Genomic DNA, 19,462 nt, shown 5'->3' on the forward strand with positions numbered 1-19,462 from the left:
TCGGAATCAATGGGAAGACCACGGCCTGATCGCAGCGCGCCGAGGTCAATTCCCAGTGTGATGGTCAAGTATTGTAATGGCTACGCAGGGTTTGTGCGACCTTGGGGTGCACATGCTTCGAGATGTCGCCGCCCAGCCGAGAGATCTCCCGCACCAGGGTGGAGGAAATGTAGGAGTTCTCCACCTCCGGGGTCAGGAACACGGTCTCCAGGTCCGGCATCTGGGCACGGTTCATGTTGGCCAATTGCAGCTCGTACTCGAAGTCGGAGACGGCGCGCAGTCCTCTCAGCAGCACCCGGGCGTTCTGCTCTTTCATGAACTCCGTCATCAGGCCGGAAAAGCCCACCACCTCGACGTTGCCAAGGGAGGCAACCACCTCTCGGGTCAGCGCCAGACGGGTGTCCAGATCCAGCGTCGGGCCCTTGCCAGGGCTCGAGGCGATGGCCACCACCACCTTGCCGAACAGCCGCGAGGCGCGCTCGATCAGGTCATAGTGGCCATTGGTGATGGGATCGAAGGTGCCAGGATAGATGGCGGTGGTCATCACCTCTTCTCCTGTCTCTCGTCAGCGAACGGCGTGTCCATCTCGTCGCCGGCTTCGTCGAGCCGGCCGAAGGGATTGTCCACGCTCAGCGACACCGGCTGCTGGTAGCCGGGGATGTGGATGCTGTCGGCACCGACCTCAAGCTCAGGGCCTTCCAGCACGCCTTCACCGAAACGATAGCGCACGGCGAAGTGTCCCGCATCGGCCTGTTGGTGGTAGACGGCGGCCTGGGCCCGGGTCGCCTCGCGACGCTCGCGCCAGGCGGCCATGGCATCGGCGCCGTGGCGCTTGGCCAGCAGCCGTTCGGTGGCCTCGGGGGAGATCAGCACCCCGGTGGCGTTGTTGCCGCCAAAGCCCTTGGCGTTGATCAGGCTGGCGTCGGCCTTGAACGCCTGGGTGTCCTTGAACAGTCGCAGGCGTTCGGCGTGGACGTCGTCGGCGACCCGGTCGAGGGTACAGATGCCCGGCAGCAGGCCGTAGGCGAAGCTGCCCAGGGCGTTGGTGAGCTGGTCGCCGGCGGCGCTGCCCTGGGAGTGGCCAAGGTAGGCCTTGATCGCCACCACCGGCCAGTCGGTGATGCCGTGGGCCTTGGCCACGGCGTCGAACACATGGGACTCGGTGGTGCGGTTCTTCGGCGTCGAGGTGCCGTGGGCGTGGATATAGCTGCGTTCTCGCAGGCTGGTCTCGCCGAGCATGTCGCGAATCAGCGAGCAGGCCTTGCCGAGGGTCACGTAGTTGCCGATGCCGGGGGCCGAGATCGAACGCTTCCAGCCGTCGGCGTTGACGAACACCTCCGGTGCGGCGGCCAGGATATCGGCACCCACTTCCAGCGCCAGACTGTCGTCCATCAGCATCACGAACTGGCTGGACTCACCCATGGTAAAGCCACAGTTGCGGGCGAAGGGACGGCTGGCGCGCTGGTAGTCGGCGTCGGTCAGAAGCTCCAGGGCGTCCAGCGCCTTGAGGCTGTCGTCGTCGGCCAGCGCCCCCATGGTGCGAAAGCCCTCGATGATCTCGGGGGTGATCGGGGCGTCCGAGGTGCCGACCATGACGATGCGGCGGCGGCCGCTTCTGATGTCGTCGATGCCCAGGCGCAGGTTGTAGAGGAAGCTGGCGCAGGCGCCCAGAGCGGCGCCGGTGGCACCGACGCTACCCAGCACATAGGCATTGAGGAAGTCAGCGGGCATCTGGCCGTAGCCCAGCGGCATCTGCTTGGAGGTCGCGCGCTTGCCCGAGACGAAGCTCTTGAGCAGGCCTCCCCAGCCCTCGTCGTCGAGCTGACCGATGGAGTTGCCGGCATAGACGGCGATGGCGTCCGGGTCCAGGCGGTCGCGCAGCGAGTCCCAGTCGAGTCCACTGTCACCGAGGCAGTCGCTGGCGGCGAATACCGCCATGGACAGCCCGCGCGGGTGGTGCACGCTACGGTAGAGCTGACTCGGGTCGAAGCCGCTGGGCAACTGGCCTGCGGCGCGGACCTGGGCCTGGCGGGTCTCTGGCAGCATCACGTCCATCTGGCCGGCGGGTACCGTGACTTCCAGATGATGGCGATCGACCTCACGCACCTGCCAGGTGGGCGGCAGGTTGTCCGGTAGCTGCCTGCGGCGCAGGCGAAAGGTCAACGGCGATTCCAGCGCCAGGTTGGCGCGGCGATTGGCGGGCAGCCCCTCGTCATTGAAGCGGGGATCCTCGATGCGACGAATCAGGGTGTGACTGAGCACCTGGTCGCGGGTCTCCAGCGCCAGCTGGGCGGCATCGAGCACCTGCCCCTGGGCGTTGTGCCAGCGCTGGTCGGCGTCGCAGTGCGCCAGGCGCATCATCGCCGCCAGGCCGAGCAGGGTGGAGGTCTGCTCGGCCTCGGGAAGGGCGTCGAGCACGGTGCGACGGAAGGCCTGGTGGCCCGAGGTACGGCCGGCCGGGTTGACGCCGCCCATGCCCACGATCACCGGTAAGTGTGACAAGCCGGAGTCCTCGTATTGAAGCGGGTGAAAGGCTCGCTCTCGGAGCGGAGAAACGACATTGAAGGGTGCTGCGACAGACCCGGACAGCCTGGCTGTCCGTGAACGAGGTAAAGTCGGCTCGACTCTCGTGTTGCCTTGCAGCGATAGCGTGACGATCGCCTGCAAGCGTCGGTCGAGAGGAGCCTGAACCTCACCATTCTGGCGGCGAGGAGTCGTGCCTCGCGCGATGCCGCGTGCGCCCCAAGCAAAACGCCGTTCGATATTGCCATGGGAGAGGGATTCAGGCCAGCGATGTTAGCACTTGGTCTTGCCTCAGTCATGCGCGTTTCGGTGAAGCCAAGGGGGAGAAAGGCTTGGCGCCGGGGCTCGCGCCTGGTCTCGCTCGACAACGTGGATGGTGAAGGCGGGGCGAGTCCTGCGGTGTAAGCCCCTGCTTACGCGTGAGGCACTTGATACACTGCACGCCAGGGCAAGACCAGGTCTTCGCCTCGCCGTTTCCACTGCCCGAGATCGCCCATGTCCGACGCCCCCCGCATCGTCACCTCGAACCAGACCGGCCCCCACGAGGACCTGCCGCGTCGGGTCAGTCGCGGTCTGTCCCATGTCTGGCGCAAGCCGCTGGCCGAGCACACCCGTGAAGCCTTCGCCGAGGCCGAGACCTGGCGCAGGGCTCAGGGTGAGCGAGGGCTTATTCTCGACGCCTGCTGTGGGGTCGGGCTGTCGACCCGCAAGCTGGCCGAGCGGTTTCCCGAGCACTGCGTGATCGGCGTCGATCGCAGCGCCGATCGACTGTCGCGGGACCACGGCCGGCTGCCGGACAACGCCCTGCTGGTGCGCGCCGACCTGGTCGACTTCTGGCGGCTGGCGCTGGCGGAAGGCTGGCGACCGGAGCGCCACTACCTGCTGTACCCCAACCCCTATCCCAAGTCGGTGCAGCTCAAGCTGCGCTGGCACGGGCATCCGGTATTTCCCGCCATCGTCGGCCTGGGCGGACGCCTCGAGGTGCGCTCCAACTGGCGTCTGTACATCGAGGAGTTCGCCATCGCCGTGTCCCGGGCCACCGGCGTCACCACACCGCTGGGGCCCTTCGACCCCGGCGATGACCCGCTCACCCACTTCGAGCGCAAGTACCATGAGCACCACCAGCCGCTGTGGCATCTGGTCGTCAACCTTGACCATCGCCCGGGGCTGATGCCCGGCATGTAAGCGGCCACTCGCCGACTCCCAGGCCGGCACTCTACCAGGGGGTGTTCACGGCAAATGGCTCACCGGGACGAATTGTGCTCTAGCGCGCGGAAGCTTTCGCCCAGGGTCCGGGCGAGCCAGCTGGCGATGGGGCCACGGGCGGCGTCGCGGCGGGCCACCGTCTCCACCTCGATGGTGGGGGGCTCGCCGAGTCCCGGTCCGGTCAGCTCGACCAGCTGGCGACGGAAGGGCGGATAGTGCGCGATGTGCTCCGGTACCAGCGACCAGCCAAGCCCGCGGGCGGTCAACTCGGCCATGGAGTAGAAGCTGTTGAGTCGCCAGTGCTGGGGGCTCAACGGTTGTTCGGCCTGACGGTCTGGCTGGCGCGAGGCGATCATCAGCTGGCGATGATGGGCCAGTTCGCTATGGGTCACCGAGCGGACGCTGGCCAGGGGGTGGTCGCTACCGGCCACCCAGCGCTGGCGCAGGTGGGCGATACGTCGACCCTCCAGCGGGCCGGCGGTGTGGGCCTGGCTCAACAGGATGCCGAGATGGGCGGTGCCCTGTTCGACCCAGTCGGCGACGTCGCCCTGGGCGCCGTAGAGCAGGGTCAGCGACAGCGCCGGGTAGTGTTGCGCCAGTGCCTCCAGGGTGGCATCCACCGGCGGCATTTCGACCAGCGCCTCGTGGATCGCCACCACCAGCTGGGCCTCCTCGCCCTGGGACAGGGTCGCGGCTCGCGCATTCAGGCGCTCGCACTGGGCCAGTACCGCCCTGGCTTCCGGCAGCAGCGCCTGACCCGCCGGGGTCAGGGTTGGCGAGCGCGAACTGCGGTCGAACAACTCGCAGGCCAGATCGAGCTCGAGATGGGCGATGGCGGTGCTCACTGCCGACTGGGCGCGGCCAAGGTGGCGCGCCGCGGCGGAGAAGGAGCCACGCTCGGCGCAGGCAATGAACAGGCGTAGCTGATCCAGGGTCCAGTGCATGGGGTGGGTCTCACCTATCGTAAAACCTGATAGTAGCTACCTGGTAACCATCGTCCAAGTCACTAGAATAGCGATCCATCGATAGTCATCATGCCGTCGGCGGGGGTAGTCAAATGCGGTCGCTCAAGGAACGCCTGGTCCATGTGGTGTCGTTTGAACTCGGCGGGCTGGTGATCGTCACCCCGTTGGCCAGCGTGCTGACAGGCCACGGTCTGGGCGAGATGGGCGCGCTGGCGGCGGGGCTGGCCACCGCCGCCATGCTCTGGAACCTGGTCTGGAACTGGCTGTTCGATCGCTGGCTGCCGACCCGTCGGCGCACCCTGTCCCAGCGCTTCGCCCAGGCCATGGGCTTCGAGACCGGGCTTCTGATCATGACCCTGCCGGCGGTGGCCTGGTGGATGGAGATCGGCCTGGTCGAGGCATTCTGGCTCGACGCCGGCTTCATGCTGTTCTTTCTGGTCTATGCCATGGTCTTCAATTCCCTGTTCGACCGCATCGTCGAACGTCGACTCCACGGAGCAAACGGATGAGCTACTTGTACCTGGCGCTCGCCATCGTGGCCGAGGTCATCGCCACCTCGGCGCTCAAGGCCTCCAACGAGTTCACCCGGCTGTGGCCAAGCGTGGTGGTGGTGGTCGGCTACCTGGCGGCCTTCTATCTGTTGTCACTGGTGCTGCGCAGCGTGCCGGTAGGCATCGCCTACGCCTTCTGGGCGGGGCTTGGCATCGTGCTGGTGACCCTGGTGGGTATCGTGGTCTACGGCGAGAAGCCAGACCTTCCCGCGGTGATCGGATTGGCCATGATCGTGGGAGGTGTCGCTGTCATTCAGCTGTTTTCCTCGGTGTCCTCTCACTGATGGGGTGGTTCGTCGTGTGACCGGGTTGAGTCGTTGCCGCCCAGCAGGTCGGTGCGGCCTTCCGGCGGCGTCGTAGTGCCGATGGACTGCTCGATGGCCCGGCGTTCGGTCTCGAGGCCGCCTTCGGCACTGGTGACGTCGGCATTGTCGCTGGCCGGGACGACGTTGCTCGGTGCTGGCGTGGCCGGTGTCGCGACTCCCTGAGGCGGCTCGACGGCGGAGACTTCCGATGGGGAAACGACGGGTACACCCTGGGGAAAGATGATTTCCCGGGCCTCGTCCGGCATCGAGATACCGGCTTCGGTCAAGGTGTTCTTGATCTGGCGCAGTACTGCCGAGCGCAGCTTGACGCCGGCGATGGTCTGGCCGTCAAACCAGAAGTAGGCCTTGAGATTGACCGTGGATGCGCCAAGGGCATCGACCAGTACCATGGGTTCGGGGTGCGCGATGATCGCTTCGTGCGCGGTCAGAACCTGATGGATCAGCGTCTGGGCATGGGTGACAGAGTCATCGTAGCCGATGCCGATATCGACGCTGGTCCTGAGGCCTGGTGAGGTGGAGTAGTTGATGACGATCGTCTTGAAGATCGTGGCATTGGGAATCTGAATATGATTGCCCTCGGCAGACAGCAGCACCGTCGAGCGGGCGTTCATGCTTTGCACGATTCCGCTGTGCTCTGCGACGGTGATCCAGTCGCCGCGACGAAAGGGCTGGCGTATCGACATGATCAGCGTGGCCAGGAAGTTCTCGGCGATGTCGCGAAAGGCAAAGGATACGACAATGCCGATCATGCCGGCGCCGCCGACCACGGAAAACGCCAGGCCGGTCAACCCGGCGACCTGCAGGATGAGATAGATGCCGAGCAGCAACACAGGAAGGGCGATGGCACGGGCCAGCACCTGGCGTAGAAAGGGCGAGGCGACACGCTTGCGCAACAGACGCCTGGCCAGCGCCGAGACCAGGCGTGCAAGCAGCCAGGCCAGCGGCAGCACCAGCAACGCCAGCAAGGCCAGCGGTACATAGGTCAGCGCCTCGCGGCCAAAGCGCCCAAGTTCGTCGATGACCGGCGTCAGCGACAGCGTGAATTCGGGCTGTACCTCGATGCGATTGACGACGGCAACAACGCCCTCGGTCTTGGCGGCCAGGGAACCGGCCCAGTCGCGGTGGTTCCCCGAGGCCGTCGCACCGTCCAGGTAGACGATGCCTTCCTTGACCTCGACGGCGAGACTACGATACCAGCCGGCCGAGGCCAGAATGCCGGTCAATCGACGTTCGATATCGGCATCCTCGGTGCGCTCTGAGACCGCGATCGTCTGGGTGCCCTCGACGCTCGGCGCCTCCTGGGCACGTGCGCTGCTGTCGAGTACGACGTTGCCAAGCATGGTGCCAAGGATCAGTACGTACAGGATCCCGCGCATGGCCTTTCTCCACGAATGCAAGTCGCTTCTCAGCATGCTGGTATTTTCCTGGCTTAGCTACTGCAGGCTGTGCTTGGCTGGCGCTGTTTCTGCTCGTCGATACGCGCGGTCGTGCGTCGGGTGACGTCGGTCGAATTAGGCGGGTGGTTCTCCGAGGATTGTGAGAATCGTCACCGATCCGCCGCCGGCCCGGTGGCGTAGAGAGCGTGCGTGGTCATGTCATCAAGCTATAGTCGAATCCTTGGACGCCAGGCGGTAGACTCGGCCCTCGTTGCGCCGCATGGGCGCAACGCCCGTTCATCGCAGGGAAGTCTTCATGTCGCCTCGCTCGCCATTCGCCTGGCCCGTTCTCCTCGTTTCCGCCCTGGTGGCGTTGTGCCTCACGCTGTTGTCCGCCGCCTCGGCGCAGGCCGCCGGCTTCGGCAATCTGGCCGAATTATCCAAGCAGGGCTTTCTGATCAGTGCCGAGGCACGTCTGCTCGGCACCGGTGATGCACCCGGCGAGACCCTCGGCAGCCTGACCCCGGAGCGCCAGCTTACCCCGGCCTCGGTGACCAAGGTCTACACCGCGGCAGCGGCGCTGGATGCCTGGGGCCCGCAGCATCGTTTCACCACCGAGCTTGTCAGCACCGCGCGCCCGGGAAGCGACGGTACCCTGGCCGGCGATCTGGTGATGGTGGGGGGAGGCGATCCCAGCCTGACCAGCGAGGACCTGTGGCGCCTGGCCCAGCGTCTGCACCAGGCCGGGGTGCGCCGGGTGACCGGACGGCTGGTGGTCAGTCAATGGCGCTTCGGTCCGGTGACCTGCCGGACCATCGATCGCTGCACCGCCCGCGAGCGTTCCGACAACGCCTACAGCGCGCTGCTGACCTCGGCCGGGGTCAACTACGGTAGCTGGTGCGTGCAGGTGGCGCCTGGTGCCGTCGGCGGCCCGGCGCGTATCACCGGCTGCAACAGCCAGGCGCCGCTGTTCGCGGTCAACAACAGGGTCACCACCCAGGGCGCCAACGCCGGCACCAGCCTGCAGGCGACCCGGGTCAATGGCGCCGAAGGCGAGACCCTGACGGTCAGCGGCCAGATTTCGTCCAACGCCCTGCCGCGCGAGGTCTACCGTGCCAGCGCCGACCCGGCGGCCCAGACGGCGGCGACCCTCAACGCCATGCTGGCGCGCTCCGGCATCCTCGTCGAAGGCGGCGTGGCCACCAGCAGCGAGGCGCCCCCCGGCGGCGCCCGTCGCCTGGCCGCGGTGGACGGCAAGCCGCTGCAGGAGATCCTGCTGCGCATGCTCAACTACTCCAACAACTACATGGCCGATGTGCTGGCGCTGGATCTGGTGGAGGGGCCGCGGGTCGAACTCGATCAGGCCGGTGCGGCGCTGGAGGCCTTCGTCGCCCGGGTGCCCGGCCACGGCGAGGTGACCCTGGAAAGCGGCAGCGGCCTGACCACCGGTAACAAGATTTCGGCCCGGGGCGGCAACGCTCTGCTCGAGTACATGTTCGGGCGGGCGGACCTGTTCCCGGTGTTCAACGCCGGCCTGCAGGCCCCGACCAACGGCCCCATGCGCTTTATCCGGCGCGGCTCACCGACCTTCCAGAGCCACGTGACGCTCAAGACCGGCACCCTCAATCAGCCGGTGGCGGTACGCGCGGTGACCGGCTACTTCCGTACCGCCAGCCACCGCTTCGGCGTCTTCACCGTGCTGGTCAATGGCACCGCCAACACCCCTTACATCAGCTGGGCCAGGGTCCTTGACCTGGTATCCCTGGATCTCGACCGCATGATTGCCAACCACTGAGGGGCCGGGAGCGCCCCTTTCGCCACGAGGAACCCTCATGAAGCCCGGACACACCGGCTGGCGCCACCTGATTCACTCGACGCGTTACTCGCTCAAGGGCCTGCGGGCCGCCTTTCGTCACGAATCCGCCTTTCGTCAGGAGCTCGCGCTGTGCCTGGTGCTGGTACCGCTGGCCTGGTGGATCGGTGACACCCCGGTGGAGTGGATCCTGCTGGTCGGTAGCTGCTTCATGGTGCTGATCGTGGAACTGCTCAACAGTGCCATCGAGAGCGTGGTCGATCGCATCGGCCCCGAGCGCCATGTGCTGTCCGGTCGGGCCAAGGACATCGGCTCGGCGGCGGTGATGCTGTCGCTGGCGATGGCGGGGCTGACCTGGGGACTGCTGGCCGTGGAGAAATTCCTGATGGCATAGGCGGCCGTGCTCACACGACCGGGCTTGCCTGATGGCCCAAGGGACCGTGCTCACACGCCCGGGCTTGAGTATGCTCAGGGGAGGAGCACAGGCCCAGGCCCGCCGTGATCTGCGCACGGGGGCGACGAGTGAACAAGGAGAGCCGCCATGCAGCTGAGCCAGGATTTCTTGCCCCGAGACGACATCCCCACCGCCCTTGTCGGTGCCCTGGATGCCGCCTGGGAGCGCCTTGCCTCGCGGCTCGAACAGGCAGACAACGTCGCCGAAATGAGCGGCAATGAGCCCCCCGGCGAGCTTTATCAGGCATTGGAGCCCCATCGCCGGGTCGAGCTCGCCCGGGTGCTGGCGATCTCCGAGTTCGCCTGCGAGACCCTGTGTCGCCATCCCCAGTGGCTGGGTTGCCTGGACTCCAGCGGTGAGCTGGATCGTGCCTTGACGCCCGAGGCGCTCAAGCAGCTACTCGACGAGGGCCTCGAGGCCGCCGAGGATGAAGCCGCCATGCAGGCGGCGATTCGGCGCTTTCGTGCCGCGCGCATGCTGGCCATCGTGTGGCGCGACATCAACCGTCCCGAGGGCGTCGACGCCTGGGCCACCGGTGCCGCGGTGTCGCGCCTGGCCGAGGTCTGCCTGGAAGGGGCGCTTGGCTGGCTCGAGCGCTTTGTCGAGGCCCGCTGGGGGCGTCCGGCCCCGCGCGAGGACGGCAGCGAACAGCGCCTGGTGGTGCTCGGCATGGGCAAGCTGGGCGCCGGCGAGCTGAACCTGTCGTCCGACATCGATCTGATCTTCGCCTACCCCGAGAAGGGCGAGACCCAGGGTGGGCGCAAGTCGCTGGACCACGTCGAGTACTTCACCAAGCTCGGTCAGAAGCTGATCTCGGCGCTGGACCCGGTGACCGCCGACGGCTTCGTCTTTCGCGTCGACATGCGCCTGCGCCCGCTGGGTGACGGTGGGCCCCTGGTTGGCAGCTTTTCTTCACTGGCGGGCTACTACCAGGATCAGGGCCGCGAGTGGGAGCGCTACGCCATGCTCAAGGCGCGCCCGGTGGCCGGCGATATCGACGCCGGCTATGAGCTGTTGTCGAGCATCCGTCCCTTCGTCTACCGCAAGTACCTGGACTTCGGCGCCATCGAGTCGCTGCGCGAACTCAAGGCGATGATCAATCGCGAGGTCCGTCGCAAGGGCATGCAGGGCAATATCAAGCTGGGGCCCGGCGGCATCCGCGAGGTGGAGTTCATCGTTCAGGCGTTTCAGCTGATCCGCGGCGGGCGGGATACGGAGCTGCAGGTAACCTCGCTGAAGACCGCCATGCAGCGGCTGCCGGAGTTGGGCCTGCTGCCCCAGGAAGTGATCGACGAACTGCTGCCGGACTACGCCTTTCTGCGCGACCTGGAGCACGCCATCCAGGCCCTCGAGGACCGCCAGACCCAGGCGCTGCCCGACGACGACCTCGACCGCGAGCGGGTGGCGCTGGCCATGAACGCCCAGGGCTGGCCGGCGCTGATGGCGCGCCTGGACGAAGTGCGTGGGCGGGTGCGCAAGCACTTCGACGCGGTCATCAGCGACCCCGAGGACGAGGTCGAGGAAGATGGCGTCGACGAGGGCGCCAGTCTCGATACCTGGCGCCAGCTATGGCGCGGCGAGCCGGACGACGACGAGGCCCAGGCGACACTGCAGGACGCCGGCTTCGACGATGCCGCCACCGCACTCAAGCGAATCAAGGGACTGGCCGGGTCACGCCAGGTGCAGGCCATGCAGCGGGTGGGCTACGAGCGCCTCGATGCACTGATGCCGCTGCTGCTGGACGCGGTGGCCGAGAGCGAGGCCCCGGATGCGGCGCTCGAGCGGGTGCTGCCGCTGATCGAGGCGGTGCTCAGGCGTACCGCCTACCTGGCGCTGTTGCGCGAGAACCCCGACGCCCTGGGCCACCTGATGAAACTGTGCGGCGCGAGTCCCTGGATCGCCGAACAGATCGCCCGCTACCCGATCCTGCTCGACGAGCTGCTGACTCCGGATACCCTCTACACCCCGGCGGACAAGGAACGCCTGGCCGACGAGCTGCGCCAGACCCTGGCACGGATTCCCGAGGACGACGAGGAAGCCCAGCTCGAGGCACTGCGGGTGTTCAAGCACGCCCAGGTGCTGCACGTGGCGGCCTCGGACATCGCCGGCACCCGCCATCTGATGAAGGTCAGCGACTATCTCACCTACATCGCCGAGGTGATCCTCGACGCCGTGCTGGCCATGGCCTGGAAGACCCTGACCCGCAAGCACGGCTATCCACTGGGCAAGGACGGCGAGCGCGCCGGCAAAGCGCCGGAGTTTCTGATCGTCGGCTACGGCAAGCTTGGCGGCATCGAGCTTGGCTACGGCTCGGATCTCGACCTGGTGTTCCTGCACGACTGCGCCTCCCAGGGCGAGACCGATGGCAAGCGCGTGATCGACAACACTGTGTTCTTCACCCGGCTGGGCCAGCGCATCATCCACCTGCTGTCGGCGGTGACGCCGGCCGGTTCGCTCTACGAGGTCGACATGCGGCTGCGCCCCTCGGGCAACTCCGGCCTGCTGGTCAGTCCGCTCAAGGCCTTCGCCGAGTACCAGCGCGAGCAGGCCTGGACCTGGGAGCATCAGGCGCTGGTGCGCTCCCGGGTGGTGGCCGGCGACGCGACCCTGGCCGAAGGCTTCGAAGAGGTGCGCCGGGAGATCCTCGGCCGCGAGCGCGATCGCGAGGCGCTGCGCGAGGAGGTGGTCAAGATGCGCCACAAGATGCGCGATCACCTGGGCTCGAAGGGCTCCGCCGATACCTTCGACCTCAAGCACGATCCCGGCGGCATGGTCGACATCGAGTTCCTGTGCCAGTACGCGGTGCTGGCGCTATCCCACCAGACGCCGGAGCTGATGCGCTTCAGCGACAACATGCGCATCCTCGAGACCCTGGAGGAGACCGACCATCTCGAGGCCGACGAGGCCCAGGCGCTGCGCGACGCCTACCTGGCCGCGCGCAGCGCCAACCACCGCGCCGCCCTGACGCGGGAAAGCGCCCGCGGCGACGTCGAGGCGTTCAAGGACCACCGCCGAGCCATCATCGACGCCTGGAAAGCCTGGCTCGAGCCTGAACAGGGGTGAATGACGGCGGGGTCCAGCCCCGCTCGAGTGGCACACCGCAAGAGGGCTAGGCACGCCAGGGCAACAGGGCAAACACCTGGTGAAGCGACATGACCGTGGATTCAAGCGTCGCACCTCGCTGCCTGTTCGCGCCAGCCGGTTCGTGGTCCTGGGCGTGGACGCCTTCAAGCAGTTCTGTGAGGATGAGCGAAAGCGTGCCGCCAACGAGCAGGCCGTCTCTCTTTTTTGCCCCCCACGGCGTGAACTGTTGAAGGAGAATCCTTGATGAGTGGCAAGGTACTGGTCCTGCACGGCCCCAACCTCAATCTGCTGGGTACCCGAGAGCCCGAGATCTACGGCCACGAGACCCTGGCCGATATCGACAACGCGCTGCGCGAGCACGCCGTGCTTGAAGGCTGGGAGCTCGCCAGTCGCCAGAGCAATCACGAAGGTGAGCTGATCGACGCCATCCATGCCGCACGTCTCGATGGCACCGTCGCCATCATCATCAACCCTGCGGCCTATACCCACACCTCGGTGGCGATCCTCGATGCCCTGAACGCCTTCGACGGCACGGTGATCGAGGTGCACCTTTCCAACGTGCACAAGCGCGAGAGCTTCCGCCACCACTCCTACGTCTCGCTGCGTGCCGATGGCGTCATCGCCGGGCTCGGCAGTCAGGGCTACCACGCCGCCCTGGATGCAGTGATCAGGAAGGGCTGATCGGAAAGGGGTGACGCCGGTTCAGCGATCGCGCCCCCGAGTCAGCGCCAGGGTGATTCCGGCGGCGCTGATCAGCGCCGCGCCGATCCAGGTCTCCGGGCGCGGCACATCGCCGAAGAAGACGAAGCCGAACAGCGCCGCCCAGACGATCTGCAGGTACAGAAAGGGCGAGACCAGCGACGCCGGTGCATAGCGCATGGCCAGGATCAGCGTGAGCTGACTGGCTGCGCCCATCAGGCCGACGAAGACAAACAGCGGCAGATCTCCCAGTGCCACCGGGGTCCAGAAGGCCGGAACCACCGCCGAGCTGACCAGCGCGCCGGCAAGGCCCGCGTAGAACAGCGAAGTGAGAGGATGATCCTCGCGCCCGAAGCGTCGGGTGGACAGCTGGTAGAGCGCGAAACAGGCGGTCAGGCCGAACGGCAGAAGAATGGCCGGGTTGGCGCGCCAGTCCACCGGCCCCACGCAGATCACCACCCCACCGAAGCCCACCAGGATCGCCAGCCACTGGCGCCAGCCGACCCGCTCCTTGAGTAGCGGAATCGCCAGCAGGGTCACCAGCAGCGGCGAGCTGAAGTTGATGACGTAGACCTGCAGGATCGGCAGGGTGCGAAAGGCCAGGTAGGCGAAGGTGCTGGCCCCCAGCAGCAGCAGGCCACGAACGAACTGGCCGCCCAGGGATGACGTCTTGAGCATGGCCATGCCCGGCCCACGTCCCAGATAGACCAGGTAGCCGGTCAGCACCAGCATATGGCCAACGTAGCGCGCCCAAACCACCTGCACCGGCGAATAGTCCTGGGCCAGAGTCTTGACCCCGGTGTCGAGCATGCAGAACAGGAGCCCCGCCGCCAGCATGAAGGCGATGCCCTTCATCGGTCGGTCGCGGTTGAGGGCCTGTGGCGGCGTCAGGGGCGTAGCGTCTGGTGTCGATGAAGGTGTGGACATGGCGGGCCGTTGGCGGTCGAAGCGGGACGGCGACATTCTGCGCCGACAAAAAAGTAGCAAGCTAAATGATGCCGTTCATGGTACGTGAGCCAGCAGTCGGTCGCCAGCGAGTCAGCCAGGATTGGGCATCAGGCCAGTGTCACTCGTCGGCAGCGCAACAGGTTCAGCCAAGCAGCGGCATCAGGCCGGTATGTGACAGCGCCCACAGGACGACGCTAAGGGTCACGAAGCTCGACAGCGTGCTTGCCATCAGGGCGGCGGCACCCACGCCCTCCATGCCGAAGCGCTGGGCGATCAGCGGGTAGATGCTGATCATCGGGCAGGCGGCGAAGATCATGGCGCCGGCGAAGATCAGGGGGGGCAAGGGCGCCAGGACAGCCTGGAAGGCCAGCAGCATGCCCAGCACCAGCAGCGGGTGGAGGACCAGCTTGCCGAGCATGATCTGGCCCATGTCCTTGACCATGCCGCGGATCTTGAGGCCGTACAGGGTGCCGCCGATGACGAACAGCGCAGCGGGCCCGGCGGCGCCGGCCAGCAGCTCGATGGTGCGATCCAGCGTCGCCGGCAGGCGTATTCCCAGTGCCGCCAGTGCCAGCCCCAGGCTCAGCGAGATCAGGATCGGGTTGCGGACAAGCCTGGTCAGGGTCTGGCGCAGGGCATCACCGGCGCGGGTGTCGCGCTGCTGACCGACCTCGGCCAGTACCAGGGCGCCGGGAATCACCAGCAGGATTTCGACCATCATGGTGTGGACCATGATGATGCCCGCCGCCGCCTGACCCAGCGCCAGGGCAGCGATCGGGTAGGCGACAAAGCCGCTGTTGGAGGCGGACATGCCAAGGGCCTGGATGGCCCGCTCGGTGGGGGACTTCTTTTGGCGATTGCGCGGCAGCCAAAGGCAGGCGACGAAGGTGGCCACGGAACCCAGGGCGTAGGCTGCCAGCAGCGGCAGGCTGATCACTTCGCCAAGCGAGTTGCGGGTCAGGGCGCCGAGGATCAGTGCCGGCAGCGCGGCGTACAGCACGAAGTTGGCGACACCGGAGAGCTGCACCGGCGATACCAGGTTCCAGCGCCGGGCCAGAAAGCCGACGCCGATCAGCAGAAAGATCGGTGTGGTGATGGAGAGTATCGCTAGCATTCAGGCCTCCCTGCCATTGTCATACTTCCCCATATGCGCCTGTCCCCGGTGCGCTCAGACAAGGACGATCAGCTCACGTTGGCACGAATCTGGCGAGCCTTGCCCTGGAGCAGCGGCAGGTAGCGCTCAAGCAAGGTGTCGTGGTCGATTCTGGCGGCATTGGTGCTGATATTGATCGCACCGATCAGCTCGCCGTTGGCGTCGAAGGCGGGTACTGCCAACGAACGCAGCCCAGAATCCAGCTCCTGATCGACGATGGCATAGCCCTGCTGACGAGCCTGGAGGATGGCGCGCTTGAGCTCAGCCTTGTCGGTGATCGTCTTGTCGGTGAAGCGCTCGAGGGTGGTGCGCTCGATAAAGGCATCCAGTTCGTCGTCGGTCTTCTGTGCCAGCAGCATGCGCCCCATCGAGGTGTAGGCGGCGGGCAGCCGCGTGCCCACCGACAGGGTGATTGCCATCAGCCGCTGGCGCGACGCCGAGCGCGCCACATAGGTGACCTCATCGCCGTCGAGTACGCCAAGAGAAGAGGATTCGCCGCTTTCGGTGGTGATGTCCTCGAGCACCTGCTGGATCAGGTGCTGATAATTGTTGGCGGACAGGAAGGCGTAGCCGAGCTTGAGCACCCGCGGCGCCAGCTCGAAGTGGCGATGGTCCTTGCGCACATAGCCCAGGGCATGCAGCGTCAGCAGAAAGCGTCTGGCGCGGGCACGGTTCATGCCGGTGCGCGTCGCCACCTCACTCAAGGTCATCCGAGGGTGGGCCTCGTCGAAGGCCAGAATGACGTCGAGGCCGCTGGCCAGGGCAGTGACGAAGTCGCGGTCATCCGGGCTCAGGGCGGCGTCGGCCGGTGCCGTATCCATCGAGGTGTCCTTTTTTCAGATTCGAGTGTCACTAAGATCTAGTGTTGCAGTGATCGAGCGCCACGACGTGAGAGCGTTGTACAGCCCGAGCGACGATGATAGCAGGGCAGCGTCCGGATACGGCCCCCGATGTCATGGCGGCGAGAAGACATTCGTCTTCTGTGGGCGACGGTTTGCTCCCGTGTTGTCGATAATCTAGCATGCTTGTTCGAGGTGCGAACACCTGTGCGACTATTGGTGGAGCGGCCATGCTGTCGCCATCGCATGTCCTTGTCGTTGCCTCCTCGCTGCTATCCCCTTGAACTCGCCCCGGTCGATACGCCCCATTCGCTCCCCCAGAAGAAGAGGAACCTTGCCATGTCCGACGCCCTGCTGAGCCATCCATTCATGAGCCAGAGTGCCCTGGAAGCCTGTCGCGACGATGACCTGGTGGCCTCGATGCTGGCCTTCGAACTCGCCCTGGCGCGCGTCCAGGAAGGTGTCGGCGCACTGCCAGCGGGCAGCGCCGGGCGCATGGCGGCGGCGCTTGAGCATCATGACTTTGACACCGCGGCCATCGCCCGGGGTATCGCCAGCGGCGGCAACGCGGCGATCCCCTTCGTCAAGGCCGGGCGAGCGGCGTTGCCGGACGAGCTCAAGGCGTGCTGGCACCAGGGGGCGACCAGCCAGGATGTGGTGGATTCGGCGCTGATGCACCTGCTGACGCCGCGCCTGGCGAGCCTGGATGGCCTGCTCGAGCGCTGTCGCAACGCGGTTCTCGCGCTGATGCGTGACCACGAGCAGACGCCCATGGTCGGCCGTACCCTGATGCAGCAAGCGCTGCCGATGACCTTTGGGGTCAAGGCGGCCCAGTGGGGCATCGGGCTCGAGCGCGCGCGACGCCGGCTTGGGGATATCGCCGCCGAAGGACTGCCGGTGCAGTTCGGCGGTGCAGTGGGGGTGCACTCGGGCTGTGGGGAACAGGGGCTCGAGCTGATGCAGGCCTTGGCCGAGGAGCTTGGCCTGTCCTGCCCGGTACTGCCCTGGCATACCGACCGCCAGCCGATCCATGCCTTGCAGACCGCCCTGGACGCCGTCGCCGGGGCGCTGGAGAGCCTGGCGCTGGACGTCGCCCTGCTGACCCAGACCGAGGTTGGCGAAGTCAGCGAGCCGAGCGCCCCTGGCATGGGCGAATCGTCGTCGATGCCGCACAAGCGCAATCCGGTACACTGCGCCCTGATTCGCGGCGCGTCGCGTCGGGTGCACGGCCACACCACGGTGATCATCGGTGCCGTGGCTCAGCCGCTGGAACGGGGCCTCGGCGAGTGGCACGCCGAGTGGGCACCGCTCAGCGAATCGGTGCTGCTGGTGGAAGGGGCGCTGGAGCAGGCGGCAACCCTGCTGGAAGGACTCGAAGTACATCCTGAGCGCATGGCCGCCAACCTGGCGTTGACCGGCGGCGCGATCATGGCCGAGCCGGTGGCGCGCCTGCTGACACCCCACCTCGGCAGCGACAGGGCCAAGGCGCTGGCGGCCGAGGCTGCCGAGACCGCGCGCCGCCAGGGGCGTCCTTATCACGAGGTCTTGCACGGAGTGCTGAAGGCGGAGGCGGGCGAGCCATCCACCGCAGAGCAGAGCAGTGAGACTCCCCGGCAGCCCCCCGATATCAGTGTCGAGCAGCTCAAGGCCGCCACCGATCCGGCGTTATACATTGGTAGCAGTCGACAACAGGTCAGCAAGGCCAGGGAGTGGCTGGAGCAACGCTAACACGTTGATTGATTGGTAGAAGGACGTGAAGGGGCGGGAGCGGCGTATGCCGTTCCCGCCCTTTTTGCGTTTGACGGCCCTGTCGATCAACAGTAACTTGTTCGTATAACAAACCTACGTTCACATAGCGAACATGGCTGTTCTGTCCACCGCATTGGTTCATCGTTAACAGAGGCAACCCACATGGCCGAGATCCTGAGTCTTGACGAAGCGGTAAGGCGCTACGTCCATGACGGCGCCACCGTCGCCATGGAAGGCTTTACCCACCTGATTCCTTTCGCCGCCGGGCATGAGGTCATTCGCCAGCGTAGGCGCGACCTCACCCTGATCCGGATGACCCCGGACCTGGTCTACGACCAGTTGATCGGTGCCGGCTGCGTGAAGAAGGTGATCTTTTCCTGGGGGGGCAACCCTGGCGTCGGCTCGCTCCATCGCCTGCGTGATGCGGTGGAAAAGGGCTGGCCCCACAAGGTCGAGATTCTCGAGCACAGCCACGCCGCCATGGCCTGCGCCTTCGAGGCTGGCGCCGCCGGATTGCCGCTGGCGGTGCTGCGCGGCTACGTCGGCAGCGAGCTGCCCAACGTCAATGACCAGATCAAGTTCATCGAGTGCCCCTTCACCGGCGAGCGCCTGGCGGCGGTGCCCTCGGTGCGCCCGGACGTCTCCATCGTTCACGCCCAGAAGGCCGACCGTGCCGGCAATGTGCTGGTCGAGGGGATCATCGGGGTGCAGAAGGAAGCGGTGCTGGCAGCCAGCCGCGCCATCGTCACCGTCGAGGAGATCGTCGATGACCTGGACACCCACCCCAACGCCTGCGTGATTCCAAGCTGGGCCATCGACGCCATCTCCGTGGCCGAAAAGGGCTCGCTGCCGTCCTACGCCCACGGCTACTACCCGCGTGACAACCGCTTCTACAAGGAGTGGGACGCCATCGCCCGCGACCGTGACGCCTTCACCCGCTGGATCGACGACAACATCATGAATACCGCGGAGGACGCCCGATGAGCACCGCAATCGACTACAGCGCCAGCGAGATGATGACGGTCACCGCCGCCCGGGCGCTGGAAAACGGCATGACCTGTTTCGTCGGTATCGGCCTGCCGTCCGAGGCCGCCAACCTGGCGCGACTGACCCATGCCCCCGAGGTGGTGCTGATCTACGAATCCGGCACCCTGCAGACCAGGCCGGACGTGCTGCCGCTGTCGATCGGCGATGGCGAGCTGTGCGAGTCGGCGCTGACCACGGTGTCGGTGCCGGAGATGTTTCGCTACTGGCTGCAGGGCGGCAAGGTCAGTGTGGGCTTTCTGGGCACCGCCCAGATCGATCGCTACGCCAACCTCAACACCACCCTGATCGGCGACTACACCGCACCCAAGGTACGCTTGCCCGGCGGCGGCGGGGCGCCGGAGATCGCCACCAACGCCGGTGAAGTGTTCATCACCCTGAAGCACTCGCCGCGGGCCTTCGTGCGTGACGTCGATTTCATCACCACCCTGGGCTTTGGTCGCGACGGCAAGGGACGCGACGGTGTACCCAATATCGGCAAGGGGCCGACCCGCGTGATCAGTGACCTGTGCGTGATGAAGCCGGACCCGGAGGATCGTGAACTGACGGTGGTCTCGCTGCATCCCGGCGTGACGCGCGAGCAGGTCCAGGAGGCCACCGGCTGGGACATTCGTTTCGCCGCCGAACTCGAGACCACGCCGGTCCCCAGTGCCCACGAGCTCGAGGTGCTGCGTGAGCTGAAGGCGCGCACCGATCGTGCCCACAGCGGCCAGTAACCCGCCCTCCCGCATC

Annotated in this window: 17 protein-coding genes; 10 read left to right on the forward strand and 7 right to left on the reverse strand. The window is 66.4% G+C overall.

Features of this window, described 5'->3' with window-relative positions; genetic code table 11:
• Positions 1–64: 64 nt before the first annotated feature.
• Positions 65–544, reverse strand: coding sequence for a pantetheine-phosphate adenylyltransferase (gene coaD / locus NKF27_RS01985; protein WP_045991410.1), 480 nt, complete (start codon positions 542–544; stop codon positions 65–67).
• Positions 544–2,475 (reverse strand): beta-ketoacyl synthase, encoded by a 1,932-nt coding sequence (locus tag NKF27_RS01990; protein ID WP_253556396.1) that lies wholly within the window; start codon positions 2,473–2,475, stop codon positions 544–546. The genes coaD and NKF27_RS01990 overlap by 1 nt, the downstream gene beginning before the upstream one ends.
• A 543-nt stretch (positions 2,476–3,018) precedes the next feature.
• Between NKF27_RS01990 and NKF27_RS01995 the strand changes: the two genes are divergently transcribed.
• Positions 3,019–3,708 carry a tRNA (guanosine(46)-N(7))-methyltransferase TrmB gene (locus NKF27_RS01995; protein ID WP_045991412.1) on the forward strand — a complete coding sequence of 230 codons (690 nt, stop codon included), beginning with the start codon at positions 3,019–3,021 and terminating at the stop codon, positions 3,706–3,708.
• 59 nt (positions 3,709–3,767) lie between these two features.
• Here NKF27_RS01995 and NKF27_RS02000 read toward each other — a convergent pair whose 3' ends face one another.
• Positions 3,768–4,673, reverse strand: a complete 906-nt coding sequence (locus NKF27_RS02000; RefSeq protein ID WP_253555150.1) for a LysR family transcriptional regulator — start codon at positions 4,671–4,673, stop codon at positions 3,768–3,770.
• 113 nt (positions 4,674–4,786) lie between these two features.
• Here NKF27_RS02000 and NKF27_RS02005 point away from each other — a divergent pair, with 113 nt between their 5' ends.
• Together NKF27_RS02005 and NKF27_RS02010 are read left to right on the forward strand one after the other, a co-directional pair.
• Positions 4,787–5,203: a PACE efflux transporter gene (locus NKF27_RS02005; protein ID WP_253555151.1), complete on the forward strand. Its 417-nt coding sequence runs from the start codon at positions 4,787–4,789 to the stop codon at positions 5,201–5,203.
• Positions 5,098–5,529 (forward strand): multidrug efflux SMR transporter, encoded by a 432-nt coding sequence (locus NKF27_RS02010; protein WP_083970209.1) that lies wholly within the window; start codon positions 5,098–5,100, stop codon positions 5,527–5,529. The genes NKF27_RS02005 and NKF27_RS02010 overlap by 106 nt, the downstream gene beginning before the upstream one ends.
• On the opposite strand, the gene NKF27_RS02015 is transcribed toward NKF27_RS02010, so the two are convergent.
• The gene (locus NKF27_RS02015; RefSeq protein WP_253555152.1) at positions 5,523–6,947 is read right to left on the reverse strand and encodes a mechanosensitive ion channel family protein; all 1,425 of its coding nucleotides are present in this window, start codon (positions 6,945–6,947) and stop codon (positions 5,523–5,525) included. The genes NKF27_RS02010 and NKF27_RS02015 overlap by 7 nt on opposite strands.
• A gap of 316 nt (positions 6,948–7,263) precedes the next feature.
• Here NKF27_RS02015 and dacB point away from each other — a divergent pair, with 316 nt between their 5' ends.
• The 4 genes from dacB (at position 7,264) to aroQ (ending at position 12,979) form a co-directional block, all read left to right on the forward strand.
• Complete coding sequence (dacB, locus tag NKF27_RS02020) at positions 7,264–8,742, forward strand: D-alanyl-D-alanine carboxypeptidase/D-alanyl-D-alanine-endopeptidase (protein ID WP_108131161.1); 1,479 nt, start codon at positions 7,264–7,266, stop codon at positions 8,740–8,742.
• 37 nt (positions 8,743–8,779) lie between these two features.
• A complete protein-coding gene (locus tag NKF27_RS02025; protein WP_045991417.1) occupies positions 8,780–9,154 on the forward strand; it encodes a diacylglycerol kinase in 375 nt (124 codons plus the stop codon).
• A gap of 147 nt (positions 9,155–9,301) precedes the next feature.
• Positions 9,302–12,277 (forward strand): bifunctional [glutamate--ammonia ligase]-adenylyl-L-tyrosine phosphorylase/[glutamate--ammonia-ligase] adenylyltransferase, encoded by a 2,976-nt coding sequence (gene glnE / locus NKF27_RS02030; protein WP_253555154.1) that lies wholly within the window; start codon positions 9,302–9,304, stop codon positions 12,275–12,277.
• A 261-nt stretch (positions 12,278–12,538) separates the two neighbouring features.
• Positions 12,539–12,979 carry a type II 3-dehydroquinate dehydratase gene (gene aroQ, locus NKF27_RS02035; protein ID WP_108131164.1) on the forward strand — a complete coding sequence of 147 codons (441 nt, stop codon included), beginning with the start codon at positions 12,539–12,541 and terminating at the stop codon, positions 12,977–12,979.
• A 21-nt stretch (positions 12,980–13,000) separates the two neighbouring features.
• On the opposite strand, the gene NKF27_RS02040 is transcribed toward aroQ, so the two are convergent.
• The 3 genes from NKF27_RS02040 to NKF27_RS02050 form a co-directional block, all read right to left on the reverse strand.
• A complete protein-coding gene (locus NKF27_RS02040) occupies positions 13,001–13,924 on the reverse strand; it encodes a DMT family transporter (RefSeq protein ID WP_253555155.1) in 924 nt (307 codons plus the stop codon).
• A 163-nt stretch (positions 13,925–14,087) separates the two neighbouring features.
• Complete coding sequence (locus NKF27_RS02045) at positions 14,088–15,059, reverse strand: AEC family transporter (RefSeq protein ID WP_253555156.1); 972 nt, start codon at positions 15,057–15,059, stop codon at positions 14,088–14,090.
• Positions 15,060–15,127: 68 nt separating this feature from the next.
• A complete protein-coding gene (locus NKF27_RS02050) occupies positions 15,128–15,919 on the reverse strand; it encodes an IclR family transcriptional regulator C-terminal domain-containing protein (RefSeq protein WP_108448464.1) in 792 nt (263 codons plus the stop codon).
• A 357-nt stretch (positions 15,920–16,276) separates the two neighbouring features.
• Between NKF27_RS02050 and NKF27_RS02055 the strand changes: the two genes are divergently transcribed.
• From NKF27_RS02055 to NKF27_RS02065, 3 genes are all read left to right on the forward strand, one after another.
• A complete protein-coding gene (locus NKF27_RS02055; protein ID WP_253555157.1) occupies positions 16,277–17,665 on the forward strand; it encodes an adenylosuccinate lyase family protein in 1,389 nt (462 codons plus the stop codon).
• A 183-nt stretch (positions 17,666–17,848) separates the two neighbouring features.
• Positions 17,849–18,670, forward strand: coding sequence for a CoA transferase subunit A (locus NKF27_RS02060; protein WP_253555158.1), 822 nt, complete (start codon positions 17,849–17,851; stop codon positions 18,668–18,670).
• A gap of 8 nt (positions 18,671–18,678) precedes the next feature.
• A complete protein-coding gene (locus NKF27_RS02065) occupies positions 18,679–19,446 on the forward strand; it encodes a CoA-transferase subunit beta (protein WP_331281207.1) in 768 nt (255 codons plus the stop codon).
• The last annotated feature ends 16 nt before the right edge of the window (positions 19,447–19,462 follow it).

It is taken from the genome of Halomonas sp. DN3, assembly GCF_024137905.1.
GTDB lineage: Bacteria > Pseudomonadota > Gammaproteobacteria > Pseudomonadales > Halomonadaceae > Halomonas > Halomonas litopenaei.

What these genes read in the sequence shown, in the direction of transcription:
- coaD (WP_045991410.1), bottom strand. Translation starts at nt 544, where the DNA reads ATGACCACCGCCATCTATCCTGGCACCTTCGATCCCATCACCAATGGC.
- glnE (WP_253555154.1), top strand. Translation starts at nt 9,302, where the DNA reads ATGCAGCTGAGCCAGGATTTCTTGCCCCGAGACGACATCCCCACCGCC.
- NKF27_RS02050 (WP_108448464.1), bottom strand. Translation starts at nt 15,919, where the DNA reads ATGGATACGGCACCGGCCGACGCCGCCCTGAGCCCGGATGACCGCGAC.
- dacB (WP_108131161.1), top strand. Translation starts at nt 7,264, where the DNA reads ATGTCGCCTCGCTCGCCATTCGCCTGGCCCGTTCTCCTCGTTTCCGCC.
- NKF27_RS02055 (WP_253555157.1), top strand. Translation starts at nt 16,277, where the DNA reads ATGTCCGACGCCCTGCTGAGCCATCCATTCATGAGCCAGAGTGCCCTG.
- NKF27_RS02045 (WP_253555156.1), bottom strand. Translation starts at nt 15,059, where the DNA reads ATGCTAGCGATACTCTCCATCACCACACCGATCTTTCTGCTGATCGGC.
- NKF27_RS02060 (WP_253555158.1), top strand. Translation starts at nt 17,849, where the DNA reads ATGGCCGAGATCCTGAGTCTTGACGAAGCGGTAAGGCGCTACGTCCAT.
- NKF27_RS02040 (WP_253555155.1), bottom strand. Translation starts at nt 13,924, where the DNA reads ATGTCCACACCTTCATCGACACCAGACGCTACGCCCCTGACGCCGCCA.
- NKF27_RS02005 (WP_253555151.1), top strand. Translation starts at nt 4,787, where the DNA reads ATGCGGTCGCTCAAGGAACGCCTGGTCCATGTGGTGTCGTTTGAACTC.
- NKF27_RS02015 (WP_253555152.1), bottom strand. Translation starts at nt 6,947, where the DNA reads ATGCGCGGGATCCTGTACGTACTGATCCTTGGCACCATGCTTGGCAAC.
- NKF27_RS01995 (WP_045991412.1), top strand. Translation starts at nt 3,019, where the DNA reads ATGTCCGACGCCCCCCGCATCGTCACCTCGAACCAGACCGGCCCCCAC.
- NKF27_RS01990 (WP_253556396.1), bottom strand. Translation starts at nt 2,475, where the DNA reads ATGGGCGGCGTCAACCCGGCCGGCCGTACCTCGGGCCACCAGGCCTTC.
- NKF27_RS02000 (WP_253555150.1), bottom strand. Translation starts at nt 4,673, where the DNA reads ATGCACTGGACCCTGGATCAGCTACGCCTGTTCATTGCCTGCGCCGAG.
- NKF27_RS02025 (WP_045991417.1), top strand. Translation starts at nt 8,780, where the DNA reads ATGAAGCCCGGACACACCGGCTGGCGCCACCTGATTCACTCGACGCGT.